This is a genomic window from Acinetobacter sp. 129952, assembly GCF_056642055.1.
This window is the reverse complement of sequence record NZ_JBWVSU010000002.1, coordinates 210,407-231,064: the sequence shown is the minus strand read 5'-3', so window position 1 is coordinate 231,064 and position 20,658 is coordinate 210,407. Positions and strand designations below refer to the sequence as shown.

General features: G+C 43.9%; 21 protein-coding genes, 1 tRNA gene and 1 other RNA gene. 11 read left to right on the top strand and 12 right to left on the bottom strand.

The window, feature by feature from the left end:
- On the bottom strand, positions 1–1,713 hold the full coding sequence (locus AC1IR0_RS03505) for a tetratricopeptide repeat protein (protein WP_243474411.1): 1,713 nt from the start codon (positions 1,711–1,713) through the stop codon (positions 1–3).
- A 79-nt stretch (positions 1,714–1,792) separates the two neighbouring features.
- Here AC1IR0_RS03505 and hemA point away from each other — a divergent pair, with 79 nt between their 5' ends.
- The gene (hemA, locus tag AC1IR0_RS03500; protein WP_479741178.1) at positions 1,793–3,082 is read left to right on the top strand and encodes a glutamyl-tRNA reductase; all 1,290 of its coding nucleotides are present in this window, start codon (positions 1,793–1,795) and stop codon (positions 3,080–3,082) included.
- Positions 3,083–3,221: 139 nt separating this feature from the next.
- Here the strand turns inward: hemA and AC1IR0_RS03495 are convergent, their stop codons facing one another.
- Both AC1IR0_RS03495 and AC1IR0_RS03490 read right to left on the bottom strand, forming a co-directional pair.
- Complete coding sequence (locus AC1IR0_RS03495; RefSeq protein WP_336018343.1) at positions 3,222–5,144, bottom strand: DNA primase; 1,923 nt, start codon at positions 5,142–5,144, stop codon at positions 3,222–3,224.
- A gap of 225 nt (positions 5,145–5,369) precedes the next feature.
- Positions 5,370–6,335, bottom strand: coding sequence for an outer membrane protein assembly factor BamD (locus AC1IR0_RS03490; protein ID WP_004645775.1), 966 nt, complete (start codon positions 6,333–6,335; stop codon positions 5,370–5,372).
- 71 nt (positions 6,336–6,406) lie between these two features.
- On the opposite strand from AC1IR0_RS03490, the gene rluD reads away from it, so the two are divergent.
- Genes rluD through AC1IR0_RS03475 form a run of 3 tightly spaced genes read left to right on the top strand, consistent with a single transcriptional unit; the run spans position 6,407 to position 8,838 of the window.
- Positions 6,407–7,459: a 23S rRNA pseudouridine(1911/1915/1917) synthase RluD gene (gene rluD / locus AC1IR0_RS03485; protein ID WP_005265880.1), complete on the top strand. Its 1,053-nt coding sequence runs from the start codon at positions 6,407–6,409 to the stop codon at positions 7,457–7,459.
- A gap of 37 nt (positions 7,460–7,496) precedes the next feature.
- Positions 7,497–8,237: a peptidoglycan editing factor PgeF gene (gene pgeF / locus AC1IR0_RS03480; RefSeq protein WP_243474407.1), complete on the top strand. Its 741-nt coding sequence runs from the start codon at positions 7,497–7,499 to the stop codon at positions 8,235–8,237.
- A 40-nt stretch (positions 8,238–8,277) separates the two neighbouring features.
- On the top strand, positions 8,278–8,838 hold the full coding sequence (locus AC1IR0_RS03475; RefSeq protein WP_004645771.1) for a flavodoxin family protein: 561 nt from the start codon (positions 8,278–8,280) through the stop codon (positions 8,836–8,838).
- A 55-nt stretch (positions 8,839–8,893) separates the two neighbouring features.
- Here AC1IR0_RS03475 and smpB read toward each other — a convergent pair whose 3' ends face one another.
- Complete coding sequence (gene smpB, locus AC1IR0_RS03470; protein ID WP_004280586.1) at positions 8,894–9,373, bottom strand: SsrA-binding protein SmpB; 480 nt, start codon at positions 9,371–9,373, stop codon at positions 8,894–8,896.
- Positions 9,374–9,512: 139 nt separating this feature from the next.
- Between smpB and coaD the strand changes: the two genes are divergently transcribed.
- The 4 genes from coaD (at position 9,513) to AC1IR0_RS03450 (ending at position 10,822) form a co-directional block, all read left to right on the top strand.
- Entirely contained in the window at positions 9,513–10,004 is a 492-nt protein-coding gene (coaD, locus tag AC1IR0_RS03465; RefSeq protein ID WP_004280585.1) for a pantetheine-phosphate adenylyltransferase, read from the top strand.
- A gap of 1 nt (position 10,005) precedes the next feature.
- Complete coding sequence (locus AC1IR0_RS03460) at positions 10,006–10,269, top strand: YfhL family 4Fe-4S dicluster ferredoxin (protein WP_338839725.1); 264 nt, start codon at positions 10,006–10,008, stop codon at positions 10,267–10,269.
- A gap of 26 nt (positions 10,270–10,295) precedes the next feature.
- Positions 10,296–10,673, top strand: an RNA gene (rnpB, locus tag AC1IR0_RS03455) — RNase P RNA component class A.
- Between the two features lie 72 nt (positions 10,674–10,745).
- A tRNA-Met gene (locus tag AC1IR0_RS03450) sits at positions 10,746–10,822 on the top strand.
- Positions 10,823–10,875: 53 nt separating this feature from the next.
- Here AC1IR0_RS03450 and AC1IR0_RS03445 read toward each other — a convergent pair.
- From AC1IR0_RS03445 to AC1IR0_RS03435, 3 genes are all read right to left on the bottom strand, one after another.
- On the bottom strand, positions 10,876–11,574 hold the full coding sequence (locus tag AC1IR0_RS03445; protein ID WP_409665999.1) for a hypothetical protein: 699 nt from the start codon (positions 11,572–11,574) through the stop codon (positions 10,876–10,878).
- A 38-nt stretch (positions 11,575–11,612) separates the two neighbouring features.
- Positions 11,613–12,233, bottom strand: coding sequence for a CatB-related O-acetyltransferase (locus AC1IR0_RS03440; protein ID WP_005106328.1), 621 nt, complete (start codon positions 12,231–12,233; stop codon positions 11,613–11,615).
- Positions 12,234–12,334: 101 nt separating this feature from the next.
- The gene (locus tag AC1IR0_RS03435) at positions 12,335–12,739 is read right to left on the bottom strand and encodes a RidA family protein (protein ID WP_086044573.1); all 405 of its coding nucleotides are present in this window, start codon (positions 12,737–12,739) and stop codon (positions 12,335–12,337) included.
- A gap of 136 nt (positions 12,740–12,875) precedes the next feature.
- Here AC1IR0_RS03435 and AC1IR0_RS03430 point away from each other — a divergent pair, with 136 nt between their 5' ends.
- Positions 12,876–13,469: a TetR/AcrR family transcriptional regulator gene (locus tag AC1IR0_RS03430; RefSeq protein WP_479741177.1), complete on the top strand. Its 594-nt coding sequence runs from the start codon at positions 12,876–12,878 to the stop codon at positions 13,467–13,469.
- Between the two features lie 74 nt (positions 13,470–13,543).
- On the opposite strand, the gene greA is transcribed toward AC1IR0_RS03430, so the two are convergent.
- The 3 genes from greA to carA form a co-directional block, all read right to left on the bottom strand.
- Positions 13,544–14,020, bottom strand: a complete 477-nt coding sequence (gene greA, locus AC1IR0_RS03425; RefSeq protein WP_005103954.1) for a transcription elongation factor GreA — start codon at positions 14,018–14,020, stop codon at positions 13,544–13,546.
- 91 nt (positions 14,021–14,111) lie between these two features.
- The gene (carB, locus tag AC1IR0_RS03420; RefSeq protein ID WP_184412366.1) at positions 14,112–17,342 is read right to left on the bottom strand and encodes a carbamoyl-phosphate synthase large subunit; all 3,231 of its coding nucleotides are present in this window, start codon (positions 17,340–17,342) and stop codon (positions 14,112–14,114) included.
- Positions 17,343–17,355: 13 nt separating this feature from the next.
- The gene (carA, locus tag AC1IR0_RS03415; RefSeq protein WP_184412359.1) at positions 17,356–18,495 is read right to left on the bottom strand and encodes a glutamine-hydrolyzing carbamoyl-phosphate synthase small subunit; all 1,140 of its coding nucleotides are present in this window, start codon (positions 18,493–18,495) and stop codon (positions 17,356–17,358) included.
- A gap of 308 nt (positions 18,496–18,803) precedes the next feature.
- Between carA and AC1IR0_RS03410 the strand changes: the two genes are divergently transcribed.
- Both AC1IR0_RS03410 and AC1IR0_RS03405 read left to right on the top strand, forming a co-directional pair.
- A complete protein-coding gene (locus tag AC1IR0_RS03410) occupies positions 18,804–19,292 on the top strand; it encodes a hypothetical protein (protein ID WP_409666714.1) in 489 nt (162 codons plus the stop codon).
- 102 nt (positions 19,293–19,394) lie between these two features.
- Positions 19,395–19,616, top strand: a complete 222-nt coding sequence (locus tag AC1IR0_RS03405) for a hypothetical protein (RefSeq protein ID WP_004280572.1) — start codon at positions 19,395–19,397, stop codon at positions 19,614–19,616.
- Between the two features lie 148 nt (positions 19,617–19,764).
- Here AC1IR0_RS03405 and AC1IR0_RS03400 read toward each other — a convergent pair whose 3' ends face one another.
- Together AC1IR0_RS03400 and yhbY are read right to left on the bottom strand one after the other, a co-directional pair.
- The gene (locus AC1IR0_RS03400; protein WP_409666712.1) at positions 19,765–20,304 is read right to left on the bottom strand and encodes a DOMON-like domain-containing protein; all 540 of its coding nucleotides are present in this window, start codon (positions 20,302–20,304) and stop codon (positions 19,765–19,767) included.
- An 11-nt stretch (positions 20,305–20,315) separates the two neighbouring features.
- Positions 20,316–20,639 (bottom strand): ribosome assembly RNA-binding protein YhbY, encoded by a 324-nt coding sequence (yhbY, locus tag AC1IR0_RS03395; protein ID WP_004280569.1) that lies wholly within the window; start codon positions 20,637–20,639, stop codon positions 20,316–20,318.
- Positions 20,640–20,658: the final 19 nt, after the last annotated feature.

The following is a 20,658-nucleotide window of genomic DNA, read 5'->3' as shown; positions in this document are numbered from 1 at the left end:
TTAACTCGTTTTGGTTTGTGGTGCTAACAATAGCGAATTAAGTTGTTTCAATTCTGGGTCATTTGGATGGTTTTGTTGTAATTGTTGTAACACTTGGTGGAAGTGTTGTAGATCACCTTTCATGTACAACGACCGGGCATAACGCACCCCAATCTTCACATTCGGATTCAATTGATAGGCTTTGTATAATACGTCCGCAGCTGTGGCGAAGTCATTCTGTAAATAACAGATATAACCATAGGTATCCAGAATGGACGCCTGTTCCGGTGCATATTCCAGTGCTTGCTCTACATAGCGGCGTGCTTCTTCGAGACGGCGGTTCTGCATCGCCAGGGTATAGGCATAGGCATTGAGGTAAGTCGGACTATTCGGTTCAATTTTAAGTAAAGTGCTGAGTAATTCATCCAGCTTGGCGCGATCCTGATGGGGGTCCAGCAACAGGACTTGCGAATAAACCAGTTCAGGGTCATCGGGCAGATTTTTGCTGGCTTCTTCCAGCAGGCGGATCGCGGCTTTTTTATTCTGCATGCGCGTCAAAATATCCGCTTGGGCTAGATAGAGGAAGCTGGCATGTTGTGGATAATTGACCCGTTCCTGAGTCAGGAAACGCAGTGCATCATGCAGTTTATCCTGCTGGGCAAAAATCGAAATCATGTTACGGCGCGAGACCGTGTACAGACTGCCATCGACCAGACGATAATAGGCTTTGGCTGTTTCATAGTGCTGTTTGCGTTCTGCATTGACCGCCAGATAATAATAGGCTTCGTTCTGATATTGTGCAGAATAACGCAGTTCAACCAGATATTTTTCGGCCTTCTCGTATTCTTCTAAGTCAATACTGGTCAGTCCGGCAATAAACAGGGCTTCTTCGGCAGTCGGCCATTTTTTTAGAATGTCTTGCAGTTTTTTCAACGCCAAAGTCGCTTCGTTCAGCTTGACCAGATATTTGACTTCCGCCAGACGTACATCCAGATTATTGCGGTGTTTACGGCTGGATTTTTCATACCATTGCAGTGTCGCCTGAGTATCGCCGAGTGCATTGAGCAGATTGGCTTTCATCAAAATATAGCCGGTCGCATTCGGACGTTTTTTTAAGGCGCGGTTAACTGTATTTAGAGCCTGTTCGAGCTGACCATTTTGTGCTTCCAGACCGGCTACCAGCACCAGAATAGATGGATTGTCCTTGGCTTTAGTGGTGCTTAAGGCCTGAATCAGATAAGTACGATCCTCTGTGCCTTCCGGTGAAATTCCGGCGAGAATTTCTTCCAGATCGGCACTGTCATCAATTTGCAGGATTTTTTCTAAGGTCTCAGCAGCCAGCTCATATTCATGCGCTTTAAGGGCAATATGTGATAAATAAAATAAAGCAGGGACGTCTTGTGGCTCTTGTACCACCCAGTGCGTGGAGATATCTAGTGCTGCCTGTAGGTCATCATGTTCCAGCGCGACATTCAGTGCACGCTGCTTGACTGAAGTGGAATTGCTCTTGATCGCCAGCACCGTATAGTTGTGCAAAGCAGTCGGAATGTCATGTGCAGCGATGGCAAACTCAGCCATCATACTTTGTTTTATCGCATCATAATTTTGATTTGCATGGTAAACTGCTTCCGCTGCATAAAGATGCGCAGTCGAAGCCATGCTACCCACCAGTAGGAATGTGGTAGAATATTGCTTAATTGTAGGGCCGTTGATACGGCTAATTGTTTGACGCAATTTTTTATTGATCCAAGTAATGCTTTTTATGACACCGATGTTGCACAATAGCATAAATTTAGTGAAATGATGACCTGATATGTCTTTCTTTGCATTGGGTGTCAACCATCAAACTGCCTCTGTAGAACTGCGCGAACAAGTGGCGTTTAACCCTGAAAAGTTAAGTGCCATTCTTGCCGAGCAAAGCCAACACCCTCAACTGAACGACATGGTGGTGGTGTCTACATGTAACCGGACCGAAGTTTACGCCATGTCTGACAATGCTGACATGGTGCTGAACTGGCTCGCCCAGAAAAATGGGGTGGATGTCAAACAACTGCAACATCATGTCTATCGTTATGAAAATGCTCAAGCGGTGACGCATCTGATGCGTGTTGCCAGTGGTCTGGATTCACTGATGCTAGGTGAACCACAAATTCTGGGGCAGGTCAAAACCGCACTTTCTCTGGCCAAAGACTCTCATACCGTTTCGCAAAACCTGAACCGCATTTTTGAATATGCTTTTTATGCCGCTAAACGTGTGCGTTCGGAAACGGCTGTCGGTAGTCATGCGGTCTCGATGGGCTATGCGGTAGCACAACTGGCCTTGCAAGTGTTTAGTCACCCGGACAAGCTGACCATTATGGTGGTGGCAGCTGGAGAGATGAACAGTCTGGTGGCTAAGCATCTTGCAGAAATGGGTGTGGGCAAGATCATCATCTGTAACCGTACCCGCGAGCGTGCGGATATTCTGGCACAGGAAATTGCACATCGAGTTGAAGTCGAAATTATAGATTTTGATCAGCTTGCAGAAAATCTGCATCGTGCCGATGTCATTTCCAGTTGTACCGGCAGTTTGCATCAGGTGATTCACTATCCTGATATCAAGGCAGCATTAAAGAAACGCCGTTACCAGCAGATGCTGCTGGTCGATCTGGCAGTGCCACGCGATATTGATGCCAAAGTAGAAAGCCTGGACGGGGTTTATCTGTATGGGGTCGATGACCTGCAAAGCGTGATTGAGGAAAATCTGGCACAGCGCCGTCAAGCGGCTGTTGAGGCTGAGATCATGGTCAATCAGCTGGCTACAGAACTGATGACCCAGCAAAAGGTCAAACAGGCCGGGGCGACCATTCATGCCTATCGTGACCACGGGGAAACATTACGTCAGGAAGAATTGTCACTGGCAATGCAGCGTATTGCCAAGGGCGAAAAGGCGGAAACGGTACTGGCCGAGTTTTCACATCGTTTAACCCAAAAACTGTTGCATCCAACTTCTATTGTGCTGCGTGAGGTGGCCAAAGCGGAAGATCCTACCTATTTTGAGCTGTTACAGGAAGAACTGGGCAATGTAGTCGCGAAGCGTCGTAAATCCAGGCATTCGTTTTAATCAGCATGATGAGAAGCTTGGTTCTTTGCTGATTTGTACTTCAACATAAAACCCAGCCTGATTATTTGAGAAAATTATAAATAATAATGTGAGCTAGCAGTGACTTCATTGGATTCAAAAGAATCAATAATTTGAAAAATTAATCTTCTAACAGGGTCATTGAGCGTTTGCGGTCAATCTCATAAATCTGCATTTTCAGGTTTTTCATTTCTGCAATACTGTTAAATTTCTTGGATTTAATCTTGTTTTTTAAACACTGATATTGCAGCTTGGTTGAAAAATCAGCCGCGAGCTTATCGGCCTGTTCCGGCGATGAGGTGTAATCGCTGACATTGGCATGCTGCAGAATATGCTGCAGTTCATGATGATGGGCTGCGCAGGCACCGAGCACATAATAGATCGACAGTTCAGGATCATCCGGTAAGTCATCAAAAATCACATTCAGAATATTCAAAATCTTAAACAGCAACTGATCTTCCGCTACTAGCGCGCGCAGCGGCTCAAAGTGAATATACAGATAAGGATGATTCATCAAGATCGCAATCACATATTCTTCAGCATCAATTTTGGTGCTAAAGCTTAAGGATGCATCTGTATTAACCTTAGGTTGCCATTTACGGTTAAAGCCCAGTTTTTCCCGGAAAAATTGTTGGAGCAAGTAACGGAAGGAGCCGTGTTTAGGCAATAATTCGGTCAGGTTTTTCAGTTCACCCATGACCTGACTTTTGCCTTCAGGTGTGGTGATGTCCTGATTTTGGGTCAGATGGGCAAACACGAAGTCCGACATCAATGGCGCCTGTTCCAGCAAGCGTCTGAAATTCTCTATGCCTTCACGACGGATCAATGAATCGGGGTCATGGTCAGCGGGCAAGACAAAAAACTTCAGCTCGCGGCCATCATTCAGCAGGGGTAGGGCAATGTCCAAGGTACGGCGCGCTGCTTTTTGACCGGCAGCGTCCCCATCAAAGGCAATAGTCAGCCGGTTACTCTGCTTGAACAGAATATTCAGGTGGTCGGTATTACTCGCTGTGCCTAAAGTCGCCACTGCGCCATGAATGCCATATTGCTGGAGCGCAATTACATCCATATAGCCTTCGACCATCAGCCATTCTTGGGCTTTCTGCTTGCGCCCTTCATACAGACCATACAGCAACTGGTTTTTATGGAAGACCTCAGAATCTGGCGAGTTGATATATTTAGGTTTAATCTCGTCATTGAGTGCGCGACCACCAAAGCCGACCACACGCCCCTTGGTATCACGGATCGGGAAAATCACCCGTTCACGCAGCAGATCAAAATCACGGCCACTGTCGCTGGTACGAATCAGACCTAAAAGTTTTAAGCCTTCAATATCCTGAGGAAAGGCTTTTTCCAGATGTTGCCAGTCTTCGGGCGCATAGCCTAAGCGCCAATAGGCAATGGTTTCTGTAGTCAGACCACGCTGTTTAAAGTATTGCTGAGCACTCGGGCTGTTGGGTAACTGGCGCTCATAGAACTGCGCGATATTTTCCAGCAGATCATAGAGATTACCGTCTTGCTGAACTTCTGCCATGGGCAGGTGTTCAAAAGAAGCAAAAGGGTCACCATAAAAATCCTGTTCGACTGCCTGAAACTCTGCAAATGGATCGAAACTCGCCGTAGAGGCAGCACTATTATTTTCTGTTGGGGCGTTATTTTGTTGCGGCTGAGCTTGTGGTGCCGCTTGAGCAGGCGCAATTTTAGGTTTGGCTGCTTCACGTTTATATTTTAATTTATTGGAATCGGTATTGTCTTTAGGCAGTTCGATGCCGGTCTGACTGGACAGATCTTTCATCACTTCGACAAAATTACGGCTGCCAATGTCCATTAAAAAACGGATGGCATTACCGTTGGCCTGACAGCCAAAACAGTGAAAATACTGTTTATCACGATAGACGTGGAAAGACGGTGATTTTTCCTGATGAAAAGGGCAGCAGCCTGAATAGGTACGGCCCGTTTTTTTCAGTTTTACGAATTGACCAATCACATCGACAATATCGGTGCGATCGAGAATCTGATCAATCGTATGTTGAGGAATGGCCATGGTCTGTTGAGCTTCTCGCGCTGGTATTTAAGGTCTAAATCACTGAAAAAATGAAAATAGTCTGGCTGAACATTGAATATTTCAAGTTCCTTTGTATACCTTTTGCACGTTTTGTTCAAGCCTGGGCAAGACAACGCAAAAGGGCAGGTATGATACCTTGCCCTTGAGGAAAATGCACCTGTAAAGCGCTGTCTTATTTGCTGATGCTGCCGGCCTTCTTTAGCTTTATTCAGCCGTTTTAGGACGATCCAGCAAACCAAATGAAATGCGATTGGTGATGCTGCGCTTTTCATTTTCTGGCGCATCAGACTGTGCATCGGTGTCGGTTACAGTCTTGGCTTCTTTACCAAAAATACCCAGTGTCGCGCGGTTAAAGAAGCTGCCTTCACTACGCGCTGCACGCAGATTCACCGTCCCATCTGATTTCACCAGATTCGGATAATTCAGCTTTAATACATCCACATATTGCTGAGAAGTCGCTTTATCACCTAGCTGAGCATAGCCATAAGCAACCGTTGCCAGTGCTTCTGGAATCTGCGGAGTTTGAGGATAATGTTCAATCACCCACAAGCCACGTTCAACTGCTGCCAGATAAGCCTTACGCTTGATGTTGAAACGTGCTGCGTTCATTTCATGCTCAGCCAGTTCCTGACCGATAAACTGCATACGCTGTGCTGCATCCACTGCATAAGTGCTAGATGGATAGCGGCGAATGAAATCAACAAAATTCTGGTAAGCCACTTTCAGGTAGCTGACATCACGATGCGACTGTTTCAGCGAGGTATAACGCAGCAGGCCGTTATAGTTCTGTTCCATATTTGAGACACCGCGTACATAGTAGGCATAGTCGACATTTGGATGTTGCGGGTTCAGACGGATAAAACGCTCTGCCAGTGCGACCGCACCTTCATAATCTTTTTGCTGGAATTTCACATACAACAGTTCCAGTTGCGCTTGCGGGGCATACTGACTGGTCGGGAAATAAGTTTCCAGCGCTTCCAACTGTTTTGCTGCATCGGTATATTGATTACGATCTAGCGCTTTCTGTGCTTTTTGAATATAAACCTGTTCGCTAGATTCCGGACCTTTATCCACGACTTCTTTTTTTGGATTACTGCTACAGCCTACCATTGCCGATGCAATGCCTAATGTCACAGCAAGCATTGTCATTTTATAATGTGGTAGCGACATAAAAATTCCTCTGTTAATACGGGCAATGAGCTACAATTGCACTATTAAACCACTTTTGTCTGAATGAGCAAATGAGTCAAGCACAATCTTCCAATTCTAATATCCCTGATACTGATTTCAATTTACTTGAAGATTCTGAGGATGCAGATAACCATACTTCAGAAGCAACTGCAACACGTTTATCGTTGCAATTTCAACTGGATGAAACTTATATCGGGCAACGGATCGACCAGATTGCCGCAATGGTCTGGAGCGATTTTTCTCGAGAAAAATTAAAGCAATGGATTAAAGATGGCAATTTATTGGTGAATGGTCAACCGGTTAAGCCGAAATTTAAAAGTGATGGTTTTGAAACCCTGACTTTAAATGTTGAGCTTGAAGCGCAAACGCGCAGTCTGCCGGAAGATATTCCACTGGATATCATCTATGAAGATGATGACATTATTGTCATCAATAAACCTGTAGGCATGGTAGTGCATCCGGGCGCTGGCAATAGTTCTGGCACCTTGGTGAATGCTTTATTGCATCACTATCCGAAATCAGCTGAACTGGCGCGTGCAGGTCTGGTACATCGTATCGATAAAGACACCAGTGGTCTGTTGGTGGTTGCCAAAAATCTGGAAGCACAGTTTGCCTTAAGCAAACAGCTTGAGAAAAAATCAGTATATCGCCTGTATGACCTGGTGGTTTACGGCAATATTATTGCTGGCGGTACCATTGATGAACCAATCAAACGCCATCCGGTGGATCGTGTGAAAATGACCGTACTTCCAGGTGGTAAAGACGCGGTGACGCATTACAATGTCAAAGAGCGTTTCCAGCATTTTACCCGTGTTCAAGCCCGTCTGGAAACTGGACGTACCCATCAGATCCGTGTGCATTTTAGCTATATCGGCTTTGGCTTGGTGGGCGATCAGGTGTATATGCCACGTGTCCGTATGCCTGCAGGTGCATCGCAATTATTAGATGATACTTTGCGTGGCTTCAAGCGTCAGGCTTTGCATGCTGTACAACTCGGTCTGACCCATCCGCGTACCAAAGAAGAAATGACCTTTGAAGCACCGTGGCCGGAAGACTTTGCCAATCTGGTTGAAGTGCTGCGTACCGAAAACAAAGCCTATTAATCTTTTTATTTAGCTCGCGTCAAAGCAAGGAATCGAGATGCAATTTGTACCAGGACTTCCACAAGGTGTGTATGTCGGCCAGACTCGCGTTCACCATGCGAAAGTACAGCCATCCGCACAGCCTGAGCTTGCAGGTTTTAACTTGGCCTTGCATGTGCAGGATAATGCGCTACGGGTACAACAGCATCGTATGGCTTTATTGCAGGATTTCGCTGCCTTTGGCGTAGATAAGATTACCTGGATGACCCAGACGCATAGCACCATTTGTCATAGCATTAATGAGCAGATGCCATTTACCGCACTGGTCGGAGATGGTCTGGTGACGCAGCGCAAGGCGCATGCCTTGATGATGATGACTGCAGACTGTTTACCTGTGGTAATGGGGAATGCGAAAGGTACGGAAGTTGCCAATTTGCATGCCGGCTGGCGTGGTCTGGCCGGTGGGATTATTGAAAATACCCTTGTAGCCATGCAAACTCCGCCGACCTGGGCCTGGCTCGGGGCGGCCATTAGTCAGCCATGTTTTGAAATTGGCGCTGAAGTAAAAGCTGCTTTTTGTAGTAAATATCCTGAACTGGACAGTGCATTTCAGGCGGGTGAACAGGCAGGTAAATATTATGCCGACCTGTATGCCATTGCACGTTATATCTTGCAACAACACGGCATAAATACCGTATTGGGTGGGAATCAGTGTTCTTATCGCCAGCCAGAGGAATATTTCTCTTATCGCCGTGAACCAAAAACAGGGCGTATGGCGACATTCGTGTTTATGGCATGAAAATGTTAAACTTAACTGAATTTTTTGGCTTTTGAGCGTTATGTCCCTATCTTCCAAATCTGTTGCGATTGTTTATCACAGTCCTTATGGACACACGGCTAAAGTGGCAAATTTTATTGCCGATGGTGCACGGGAAACCGGTGTTCAGGTGCATATGATGAATGTCGAACATATAGACTGGGATGTACTAGACGCCGCCGATGCAATTATCTTTGGTTGTCCGACCTATATGGGTAGCCTGACCTCTGCCATGAAGCTGTTTATGGAGCAATCCTCTAAGCGCTGGCTGGCACGTAGCTGGCAGGGAAAACTGGCAGCGGCTTTTACCAATGGTGGCGGACTTAGTGGTGACAAGCTGGCGGTCCTGCAGCAAATCAACCTGTTTGCCATGCAGCACGGGATGTTGTGGAGTGGATTGCCATTAATGCCGACAGGACGTGCCGTCACGGATCTGAACCGGATGTCGAGCTTTTTGGGTTTAATGACCCAGTCAGATAACGCACCGGTAGAAGTGACCCCACCTGAAGGCGATTTAAAAACTGCGTTCTGGTTTGGTGAATATATTGCTTTGACTCTAGCGCGTTTAAATAGCCATACTTAAAACCATAAAAAAACCTCCAAATGCGGAGGTTTTTTTATATTCAACTTTTAATCCATTATTTATGGAAAATTCGCGCTTTATCACGTTGCCAGTCACGGTCTTTTTCGGTGGCACGTTTGTCATGGAGTTGCTTACCTTTCACCAAGGCAATTTCCAGCTTGGCATGTGGACCTTTCCAGTAGCAGGCCAGTGGAACGCAGGAATAACCTTTCTGGTTAATCGCACCCATCAACTTTTCAATTTCACGGCGATTCAGCAACAGTTTGCGGGTACGGGTTGCTTCAGGCACCACATGGGTCGAAGCACTTAACAAGGGCTGAACCTGTGCACCAAACAAGAACGCTTCACCATTTTTAAAGGTAATATAACTTTCTACGATGGTCATGCGACCAGCACGCATTGATTTGACTTCCCAGCCTTTTAATGAAAGCCCCGCTTCAAATTTCTCTTCAATAAAATAATCGTGGCGGGCACGTTTATTCAGTGCAATGGTACCGCCATTATTTTTTTTTACTACAATAGATGCTTTCGCCATAATCTGATACTTCCAAACGTGCTGCTATTGTACCGCAACTAGAAATAAGGTGAAGTTTTTTAAATTAATGAGGATTATTCACCAAAAAAACAAGTTTTTGCTAAAATAAGATTCTACATAACAAACAGAGTACAAATGGATGTCTAAAACTCGTGTGATTTATCCGGGGACTTTTGATCCAATTACCAATGGACATATTGATTTGGTAACACGCGCAGCGCGAATGTTTGATGAAGTCGTAGTGGCGATTGCCATTGGTCATCATAAGAATCCGGTATTCAGTCTGGAAGAGCGTGTCGCATTGGCGAAAGAGTCATTGAGTCATTTGGACAATGTTGAATTTGTAGGTTTTGACGGTTTGCTCGTCAATTTTTTCCGTGAGCAAAAGGCGACTGCTGTATTGCGTGGTTTGCGTGCAGTGTCTGATTTTGAGTATGAATTTCAGTTGGCGAATATGAACCGTCAGTTGGACTCCCACTTTGAAGCGGTATTTTTAACCCCTTCAGAGCAATATTCTTTTATTTCATCCACTTTGGTGCGTGAAATTGCTCGATTAAGAGGTGATGTGACCAAGTTTGTACCACCAAACGTGGTTGCTGCCTTCGAGCGTAAACTTCAACAAGGTTGGTAGCGTGTCTTTATATATCACCGATGAATGTATTAACTGTGATGTCTGTGAACCTGTATGCCCGAATGAGGCCATCTATATGGGGGAACTCATTTATGAGATTCATCCAGATTTATGTACAGAGTGCGTCGGACATCATGATCAACCGCAGTGCCAGTTATTCTGTCCGGTGAATTGTATTCCACTGGATCCGAATCATGTCGAAACGCAGGAACAGCTGCAAGCCAAGTATGAAAAACTGACTGCTCAAAAAACATCAAGCAATTAGTCTCGATATTTGATACTATGCCGCTCGAAGTGAGCCAGACGATCGCTGCTGTGGAGATCTCCGTGATTGAAGCAGGGGAGGAAAGTCCGGGCTTCATAGGGCAAGGTGCCAGGTAACGCCTGGGCGGTGCAAACCGACGGCAAGTGCAGCAGAGAGAAGACCGCCTTCATTATGTTTTCGAGCAATCGGAATCGGAGGTAAGGGTGAAAGGGTGCGGTAAGAGCGCACCGCATGGCTGGTAACAGTTCATGGCGAGGTAAACCCCACCGGAAGCAAGACCAAATAGGAATCCATTAGGCATGGCCCATGCTGGATTCGGGTAGGTCGCTTGAGCGCATGAGTGATTGTGCGCCTAGAGGAATGATCGTTCACGACAGAACCCGGCTTATCGGCTCACTTCAACAAATTTTGATCAAACAGCACAATATGGGGTTGACGTGATTTACAGAAAATCCCATAATGCGCGCACAGTTTAAGGCTATGTAGCTCAGTTGGTTAGAGCACCGCACTCATAATGCGGGGGTCACAAGTTCAAGTCTCGTCATAGCCACCATATTCTGAAAAAACCCACTCCGATTGAGTGGGTTTTTTTATGTTTTCTAAAAATTATGAAAATAAATCTGATCTTAGTAGATTTTCAATATTATCCATATCTGTTTTTAATTTATCTGAAATAGGTTGAATATCGGCTGTAAATTTTTTAGTTATTTCATTTTGTGTTGATTCGTCAAAAAATAAGTTAGAAATATTGCTGACATACTGATTAGTCATTTTGAAAATTTGTTCATAACTTATGGTTATTTCTTTTAATTTTATCCGAATCTCTTCAGGGGCAAAAAATTTCAAACGATTACATTCATTTTGTAGGGTATTAAGTTCATCAAACAAATTTGCAAAAAAGCTTTGAAGATTTTGATGATATTCGCCAGTTGCTTTAGCCATTGCATCTGTATCATTTATTTCTGAAGCTGTAACAAAGTCAATCAAAAAGTTATGCATATAAAGGTTTATTGATTTTTGTGAATCAATTTGAGCTTTTGATTGAAATTTATCTAAATTGTTAAAAAACTCCCCATAAACTTCTTGTTTTATACCGAAATTTTTCTTTTTCCTTTCAAGTTCTAATCCGAAATTATGTTTTAAGCCTTCTAATTCTTTATCTTTTTCAGCTTTGTAGTCAATTAGAGCTTTATCATTTTTATGTTTTTGGTAAAAAGAGAAGATCAACCATAAGATATTCGTAAGAGTGAATAATACGGTAAAGAAAATAGGATTTTCACTTACAAAACTCAGAATACTTTGCATGCTTAATCTTTTGAAATTTTAATGATTTAATGATAGTTTTAATTGCTTAAAAATTCTACTAGATAACTAATATCATCCGTCTGCAACTGCTCACGCATTTTTAGAAACTGCTTTTCATCAATGTCGTACATTTTGAGGGAAAGCAATTTTTTAATATCTTCCTGTGGAAAGCGGTATTTAATAATTTTTGCAGGAACACCACCGACAACCGCATACGGTGGTACATCTTTGGTTACGACAGCACCTGTGGCAACCACAGCACCTTCACCTAGTGTCACCCCTTGCATAATCATGGCACGAGAACCAATCCAACAACCATCACCAATCATGGTATCACCCGTAGGCACAAAACTGCGTGTATCGAATGGAAAAGCTGAAATCCAGTCGGTACGATGTAATTGATTGCCACCCATCATGATTACGCATTCAGCGCCGAAACAGACGAAATTGCCGATATAGAGCTGGTCAATCGGCTTCTCAGGCGTTGCAGGCTTATCATGTAAATAACGCACCACACAACGCTCAAAACCCTGATCCCAATAAGCTGAGTAGTATGAGTAATTCCCTTTAATGTGAATATTCGGATTTTTCACCGTTTTCGAAATAAACTCGAACTCACACCAATGCTTTACAGGAGAATTAATTAACTTTTCAGACATAAGGGAGATACAAAAAATAGTGAATAAGAAATTATACCTAATCGGGGTTTAAACTTGCTGAATAATATCTAAAAGACATTCGCGCACGCATAAAACAATGATTAAGCTGTGGTCGATGCTGGAGGAATACGAGCAATCACCTTAATTTCAAAATCAAAACCTGCTAACCACGTGACACCTACAGCTGTCCAATTAGGATAAGGCTTTTGCGTAAACACCTGATTTTTAACTTTCATGATGCTTTCGAACTGCTGTTCTGGATCAGTGTGAAAGGTGTTGACATCAACAATATCATCGAAAGTACAACCAGCCGCTGCCAAAGTTGCAGCTAAGTTTTTAAAAGCCTGTTCTACCTGTTTCTCGAAATCTGGTTCAGGAGAACCATCTTCACGGCTACCGACCTGACCAGAAACAAAAAGTAAGTCTTCCGATTTGATCGCAGCAGAATAACCATGCTGTTCATAGAGGGCATGGCGGTCTTGGGGAAATATCGCAGTTCTAGTCATGTCTATTCTCATTCAATATCTAATTTATAAGTGAGTGAAAGCAACTTAACTTTCACATACGCATCGTATGTAAACATAATTGACATACGGAGCGTATGTCAATTAAAATTTTTATGATGATGAGGTAAAGTAATTCATGTCTGTTCGTGAACAAAAAATGGCGGAAACCCGTAAGAAACTGATAAAAGTAGCGCGCCGTACATTTGCTGAATATGGCTATGCAGACACTTCAATGGATAAACTCACGGCAGAAGCGGGGCTGACTCGTGGAGCGTTGTATCACCATTTTGGTGATAAAAAAGGCTTGTTTGCTTCAGTGGTCGACCAGATCGATTCGGAAATGGCTTCATCTGCCCAGCAGCATCTGGAGCAGCCTGCTGATCTGTGGGAAGGATTGATGCTAGAAGGGCGGACCTATATTCAAAATGCCTTAAATCCGGAATTCCAGCGCATTGTGCTGCGTGACGGGCCGGCTGTGCTGGGCGATCCTGCACATTGGCCAAGTCAAAACAGATGTTTGCAGTCCACGCGTGAATGTGTTGAACAATTATTGGCAGTAGACCGAATTAAAACAGTTGATCCAGAAGCTGCTGCGATATTTTTAAATGGTGCAGCAATGAATGCAGCACTCTGGGTGGCTTCTAGCGAACATCCTGAGCAAGTACTCCCTGAGGCCTTACATGCATTTAATTTATTTGCATCGGGGTTTTTAAAAGAAGCACAGAGCTAATCCATTTGTAAGAGGCGAATAAAGGTAAAAAACCCCTCAATCGAGGGGTTCATGCAAGCTTAAATATCTAAAATTTAGATATATTCAACTTTCACAATTTCGTATTCAACTTCACCGTTTGGTGTATTGATTTTCACATCGTCGCCTTCGTTTTTACCTAAAAGACCACGTGCGATCGGCGAGTTTACAGAGATCTTGTTAATCTTAAAGTCTGCTTCGTCATCGCCTACAATTTTATAGGTTTTCTGCTCTTCAGTATCCAGATTTTCAATCGTGACCGTTACACCAAAAACTACACGACCATTCTGTTCAAGTTCTTTGACATCGATCACCTGAGCTGCACCCAGTTTGCCTTCGATGTCCTGAATACGGCCTTCACAGAAGCCTTGCTGTTCACGTGCTGCATGGTATTCTGCATTTTCTTTTAAGTCACCGTGTTCACGAGCTTCTGCAATTGAAGCTGTAATACGTGGACGATCCACTGTTTTCAGTTGGTGTAATTCTTTCTCTAAGGCAATTTTGCCTTCAGGTGTCATAGGATAACGTTGCATGTTGTCCCTCAAAAGTCAGTTGAAAGATATAAAATCTATAAATAAAAAAAAGCCCGCCACCAAGAAGGTAGCGGGACTTCTTGGAAGCGAATTAACCTTTAGTTAGGTCTTGCAAACGATATACATCCATCGGCAATTTAATTGCTAAAGCTTGGCATACTGCATCTGCACCATTCAATGTAGTTGTGTTATACACTTTACCTTGAAGTGCTGAACGACGGATCGAGAATGAGTCTTCTTGTGCCTTTTTGCCTTCAGTCGTGTTAATCACAAGGTGGATTTCGCCGTTTTTGATACGGTCTACAATGTTAGGACGACCTTCAGTTACTTTATTGACACGTTCACATTCAAGACCAGCATCGCTAATCACTTTAAATGTACCATCAGTTGCAAGAATCTTGAAGCCTAGGTCAATCAATTGTTTTGCAATACCCGCCGCACGTGGTTTATCAGAATCACGTACAGAGATAAATGCGTGTTTCACTTCGCCTTCAGTTGGAAGACCTGGTAAACGCTCATTTGCACCTAAAACAGCTTTATAGAACGCTTCACCAAATGTTTTACCAACGCCCATCACTTCGCCAGTCGATTTCATCTCAGGGCCAAGGATCGGGTCAACACCAGGGAATTTGTTGAACGGGAACACTGCTTCTTTGACAGAGAAGTGCTCAGGAATAATCTCAGTTGTGAAGCCTTGCGACTCAAGAGATTGACCAGCCATGCAACGTGCAGCAACTTTCGCTAAAGATTCGCCGATACACTTAGAAACGAATGGCACAGTACGAGACGCACGTGGGTTCACTTCCAAGATGTAAACATCTTCACCTTTGACAGCAAACTGAACGTTCATCAAACCGATTACGCCAAGCTCTTTTGCCATCGCCACAGTTTGACGACGCATTTCGTCCTGAATCTCTTTAGATAGAGAGTAAGGAGGAATTGAACATGCCGAGTCACCTGAATGAATACCCGCTTGTTCGATGTGCTGCATGATGCCGCCGATTACAACGTCTTTACCATCAGATACGCAGTCTACGTCAACTTCGATCGCATCATCTAAGAAACGGTCAAGCAGAACAGGTGCTTCGTTTGATGCTTGAACCGCATCACGTAAGTAGCGTTTGAGTTCTTCATCGTTGTACACGATTTCCATCGCACGACCACCAAGCACGTAAGAAGGACGTACCACTAATGGATAGCCTACTTTAGACGCTTCAGCCATACCTTCTTCAGCAGATTTTACAATGCTGTTGTTTGGTTGACGAAGTTGCAGACGTTGAATCATTTGCTGGAAACGTTCACGGTCTTCTGCACGGTCAATCGCGTCAGGTGATGTACCAATGATTGGCGCACCGGCTTCTTCTAGAGCACGAGCCAATTTCAAAGGTGTTTGACCACCGTACTGAACGATAATGCCTTTAGGCTTCTCGATACGTACGATTTCTAAAACGTCTTCTAAAGTGATTGGTTCGAAGTACAAACGATCAGATGTATCATAGTCAGTAGAAACTGTTTCAGGGTTACAGTTCACCATGATGGTTTCATAGCCGTCTTCACGCATTGCAAGAGCAGCGTGTACACAGCAGTAATCGAATTCGATACCTTGACCAATACGGTTAGGACCGCCACCGATCACCATGATCTTGTCTTTCGCAGACGGATTGGCTTCACACTCTTCATCGTAAGTTGAGTACATGTAGGCTGTATCAGATTCGAATTCTGCAGCACATGTATCGACACGTTTGTAAACTGGCGTTACGCCCAGGTTCCAACGGTGTTTACGGAATTGTTTTTGTGAAATGCCCATCAAGTCCGCAATGCGAAGATCTGATAAACCTTTACGTTTGAACGAACGGATGTTGTCCGCGTTCAAATCACCAAAACCTAAAGTTTTAATTTGGTTTTCAGTTTTAATGATGTCTTCGATTTGAATCAAGAACCAGCGGTCAATGTTCGTTGCAGCGAATACTTCGTCTAAAGTAAAGCCGTGACGGAATGCATCGCCCACATACCAGATACGCTCTGGACCTGGCACTTTAAGTTCTTGCAAGATCTTGTCGCGCGCGCCTTCAGCACCCACTTCAACCTTTTCGTCAAAACCAGAAGCGCCCACTTCAAGACCACGAAGGGCTTTTTGTACAGATTCCTGGAAGTTACGGCCAATCGCCATCACTTCACCGACAGATTTCATCTGAGTCGTCAGTGTCGCATCAGCTTGTGGGAATTTTTCGAAGTTGAAACGAGGAATCTTGGTTACAACGTAGTCGATTGCAGGTTCGAACGATGCAGGCGTTGTACCGCCAGTAATGTCGTTTTTCAACTCATCAAGGGTATAACCTACAGCCAGTTTCGCTGCGATTTTTGCAATCGGGAAACCAGTTGCTTTAGAAGCAAGTGCAGATGAACGTGATACACGTGGGTTCATCTCGATCACGACCATACGACCAGTATTTGGACAAATACCGAACTGTACGTTAGAACCACCTGTTTCAACACCAATTTCACGAAGAACTGCTAGAGAAGCGTTACGTAGTAACTGGAATTCTTTATCTGTAAGCGTTTGAGCAGGGGCAACAGTGATTGAGTCACCAGTGTGTACGCCCATTGGATCAAAGTTTTCAATGGTACATACAATGATACAGTTGTCGTTTTTGTCACGAACAACTTCCATCTCGTATTCTTTCCAGCCAATTAAAGATTCATCAATCAATAATTGTTTAGTCGGAGAAAGATCGAAACCACGTTCACAAATCTCGATAAATTCTTCTTTGTTGTATGCGATACCGCCACCAGAACCACCCATGGTGAATGATGGACGGATAATTACTGGGAAGCCGAAACGTGCTTGAATTTCTAAAGCATGTTCCATTGACTCAGCAACGTCAGCTTTTGGACATTCAAGACCAATTTTACGCATTGCCTGGTCGAACAGTTTACGGTCTTCAGCTTTTTCAATCGCTTCTTTGGTTGCACCGATCAATTCAACATTGAATTTCTCTAAAATGCCGTGCTCATCGAGGGCAAGGGCACAGTTCAATGCCGTTTGACCACCCATGGTTGGAAGAACAGCATCTGGACGTTCTTTCTCAATGATCGCTGCAACAGTTTGCCAAGTAATTGGCTCAATGTAAGTTGCATCCGCCATGGTTGGGTCGGTCATGATGGTCGCTGGGTTCGAGTTGACCAAAATAACGCGGTAACCTTCTTCACGAAGGGCTTTACATGCTTGAGCACCTGAGTAGTCAAACTCACATGCTTGACCGATGACAATCGGACCAGCACCAATAATCAAGATGCTTTTAATGTCAGTACGTTTAGCCATGATGCTTCCTTAATTACTTCTTAGATGCTTCGATAAGTTCGATGAAATGATCGAACAATGGTGCGCAGTCATGTGGACCCGGGCTGGCTTCAGGGTGACCCTGGAAGCTGAACGCAGGTTTGTCTGTACGATGAATACCTTGGTTGGTGCCATCAAACAGTGAGCGATGCGTTACACGCAACACATCAGGCAGATTGCTTTCATCGACTGCGAAGCCATGGTTTTGAGAAGTAATCATCACTGTACCATTATCTAGATTTTGTACAGGATGGTTAGCACCGTGGTGGCCGTGAGGCATTTTTAAGGTTTTAGCACCACTTGCAAGCGCAAGAATCTGGTGACCCAGACAGATACCAAATACTGGAATTTCAGTAGTTTCTATAATTGTTTTTACAGCTTCAATTGCGTAGTCACATGCAGCCGGATCGCCAGGGCCGTTCGAAAGGAACACGCCATCTGGATTCAGTGCAAGTACATCAGCAGCAGGAGTTTGCGCCGGCACAACAGTCAGTTTACAACCGCGGTCTGCGAGCATACGTAAGATGTTGGTTTTGACACCGTAATCGTATGCAACAACATGGAATTTAGCTTCTGGTTGAGAGAAACCTTTGCCTAATGTCCAAGAGCCTTCAGTCCATTCAAAACCTTCAGGGTCGCAACATTCTTTTGCCAGGTCTAAACCGTTTAAACCACTAAATGCACGTGCTTTTTCAAGCGCTTCAGCTTCAGTGATATTTTCGCCAGCAAGGATACAGCCATTTTGCGCACCTTTGTCACGTAAGATACGTGTCAGTTTACGCGTGTCGATATCCGCAATTGCCACAACATTGTGTTGTACCAAATATTCAGCTAATGATTGGGTTGAACGGAAGTTACTGTGCAGTAAAGGCAGGTCACGAATGATCAATCCGTTCGCCCAAACCTTATGAATACGACCTGATTCAGCGTCTTCTTCATTACAGCCTGTGTTACCGATATGTGGGTAAGTCAGTGTCACAAGTTGCTGTGCATAACTCGGGTCAGTCAAAATTTCTTGATAGCCAGTCATGGCAGTGTTGAAAACGACTTCACCAGTCGTACTACCCGATGCGCCAATCGAAGTACCTTTAAAGATAGTTCCGTCGGCAAGGGCTAAAATTGCTGGGGTGCTCAAACCAAAGCTCCTGAAATTTAGGCTGTAAAAAAGCGAGAAGACGAAAAAAAAGGAAGGCTATTTTTTAAACCTACCCTCCTATGTCTGCTCGCTTGAACTTAACACGGCATTATACGCAGAATGACCCCTAAAGTCCAACGGCTTTGCAGCGAAAGTATGAGATAAATGGCTTGCTTTTTGCATGGAAGTCTGTTTTGTAAGCAATGTGAAAAAATGTAAGCAATTAATAATTGTCAGACAAATCAAATCTTAATTTTTATCAAATCTACTAATATAGCTTAGTCGATATAACAATAGGAACAAGACAAATGGCTACAGCACCTGAATCTACTACATCTAAAAAAATCACTCCGAGCGTGGTAACTGAAACTGCCGAGAAGCTTGAAAAAGTAGCAGTCGAGGCTAAAGATCAGGCAATTGGAACCATCGAGGAAAGTAAGGAAAAGCTTGAAGTTGAAGCCAAGCAGTTAAGCGACACTGTGCAGGAACAATTGCGTCAATTTAAGCAGGAGGTGTTACAGCGTATTGATACTTTGAAGGAGCAGATTTTCGGTTCGCAGAAAGAATTAACTGAACTGAAAAGCTTTATCAAGACAGAATTCAACGCTGTCTTCGAAGACTTATCTAATCTGGGTAAAGAGTTGAAAGAGGATGTCAGTCAGATTTCGACCAAGCATAAGGAACATCTGACCGATACTTTTAAACGTTCTAAGGACAGTACCATTGAAGTACTGAAAAAAGTCAAACCCGTGGTGAAAACAGGGAGCTCGGACAAAAGTCCTGAGCTGAAAAGTTAGGCTGCGCTGAAAGGCCGCTATTTAAAAAGGAGAACAATCAAATGTTCTCCTTTGTCTTTATGCAGCAAAACGGACTCACAATAACAATTAAAGGGGGTCACGATGCAACAGCATTTTGTAGGTGTACTTATTTTACTGATATTGATCATGCTACTGAATCTGGAAAGCGGATTGGGGCGCATACTTTATCTAGGTGTAATCGTATTATGTTTGGGAGTGCTGGGGCTGGTGTTTGGGACCATTCTTCTGATGATCATTACTTTTGCTTTTATTCTTTATGCTGCTGTGAAATCTATTCAGGAGCAGCATCATCTACATCATTAAAATATGAACGTTGAAAACAATAAAAAATCTAAAATAATTATACAGAGGATCGATCATTGTTGAGCAATAAACAAAAACGTGAGACTTTAAGTCTCACGTTTTATTCGCCTGTTACACTTTAAATAGCTGATGCACAGCGTCAATCTATTTAAAATACATGCAACCAGTCACGTTTATTATGAAAATCTGCCTGAGGACTACTATGCTGCATGGCATAGTATTGATCACCTTGTGAGGTTTTTAAAACAGCAGATAAACCCAGGAACAAGTTTTCCCATTTCAGTTTATGTGCTGCCATAAAATCAGTCAGATCCACACTGACATTAAGACCATAATGCGTACGTTTGAGCTGATTCAGCTCAATATCATCCGCAGCTTGCGGTGGCATATCTTCAGGATAACGGTATTCTTCGAATTGATAAGCCTGCCAGGCCTGAGAAGGGGAAAGATTAATCTCACGATAAAAATCTTCGCCCTGAACCCCAATAAAAATTTCAAAGCAGGTCTGTTCCCACAGGAAATCCTGACGGGGATGTGCCGTCACCATGTCGGGCCACAAGATGTACTGATTGGGATCACGGATCCAGAAGCCCACATTTAAATTGCATGGGCCTTGCTGTTCAATGGCGGCAACCAGAGAGATGGCCTGAAAACGGCGATCAAATGCGCTAAGTTCGTAACTTGCCATAAGTCCTGTACTTAGTTAGACAAATGAGCGAAACGGACAAGGTTAGACAATTTTTGGTTTTGTTTCGCAGCTTTCTTGTAAAGCAGTGCAATTTTACCAATAGTTTGAACCACTTCAGCACCAGTCGCTTCTGAAATTTCAGCAATCAGTGCTGCACGCGCTTCGCGATCTTCAGCTACGATTTTCACTTTAATTAGTTCGTGATCGTTTAAAGCACGCGCCAATTCTTCGATGACATTTTCAGTCAGGCCTTTGTCACCCAGCATAACGACCGGGTTTAAAGCATGTCCGATTTGACGTAAACGCTTACGTTCCTGAATAGATAAAGACGCCATGAGAGATAACCTGAATTTT

Bases quoted from the DNA above. Each gene is read 5' to 3' on its own strand.
- AC1IR0_RS03440 (WP_005106328.1), bottom strand. From the start codon at position 12,233: ATGTCTGAAAAGTTAATTAATTCTCCTGTAAAGCATTGGTGTGAGTTC.
- yhbY (WP_004280569.1), bottom strand. From the start codon at position 20,639: ATGGCGTCTTTATCTATTCAGGAACGTAAGCGTTTACGTCAAATCGGA.
- smpB (WP_004280586.1), bottom strand. From the start codon at position 9,373: ATGGCGAAAGCATCTATTGTAGTAAAAAAAAATAATGGCGGTACCATT.
- hemA (WP_479741178.1), top strand. From the start codon at position 1,793: ATGTCTTTCTTTGCATTGGGTGTCAACCATCAAACTGCCTCTGTAGAA.
- pgeF (WP_243474407.1), top strand. From the start codon at position 7,497: ATGCAATTTGTACCAGGACTTCCACAAGGTGTGTATGTCGGCCAGACT.
- greA (WP_005103954.1), bottom strand. From the start codon at position 14,020: ATGCAACGTTATCCTATGACACCTGAAGGCAAAATTGCCTTAGAGAAA.
- AC1IR0_RS03410 (WP_409666714.1), top strand. From the start codon at position 18,804: ATGGCTACAGCACCTGAATCTACTACATCTAAAAAAATCACTCCGAGC.
- carB (WP_184412366.1), bottom strand. From the start codon at position 17,342: ATGGCTAAACGTACTGACATTAAAAGCATCTTGATTATTGGTGCTGGT.
- AC1IR0_RS03400 (WP_409666712.1), bottom strand. From the start codon at position 20,304: ATGGCAAGTTACGAACTTAGCGCATTTGATCGCCGTTTTCAGGCCATC.
- AC1IR0_RS03435 (WP_086044573.1), bottom strand. From the start codon at position 12,739: ATGACTAGAACTGCGATATTTCCCCAAGACCGCCATGCCCTCTATGAA.
- AC1IR0_RS03495 (WP_336018343.1), bottom strand. From the start codon at position 5,144: ATGGCCATTCCTCAACATACGATTGATCAGATTCTCGATCGCACCGAT.
- coaD (WP_004280585.1), top strand. From the start codon at position 9,513: ATGTCTAAAACTCGTGTGATTTATCCGGGGACTTTTGATCCAATTACC.
- AC1IR0_RS03490 (WP_004645775.1), bottom strand. From the start codon at position 6,335: ATGTCGCTACCACATTATAAAATGACAATGCTTGCTGTGACATTAGGC.
- AC1IR0_RS03475 (WP_004645771.1), top strand. From the start codon at position 8,278: ATGTCCCTATCTTCCAAATCTGTTGCGATTGTTTATCACAGTCCTTAT.
- AC1IR0_RS03430 (WP_479741177.1), top strand. From the start codon at position 12,876: ATGTCTGTTCGTGAACAAAAAATGGCGGAAACCCGTAAGAAACTGATA.
- rluD (WP_005265880.1), top strand. From the start codon at position 6,407: ATGAGTCAAGCACAATCTTCCAATTCTAATATCCCTGATACTGATTTC.
- AC1IR0_RS03445 (WP_409665999.1), bottom strand. From the start codon at position 11,574: ATGCAAAGTATTCTGAGTTTTGTAAGTGAAAATCCTATTTTCTTTACC.
- AC1IR0_RS03405 (WP_004280572.1), top strand. From the start codon at position 19,395: ATGCAACAGCATTTTGTAGGTGTACTTATTTTACTGATATTGATCATG.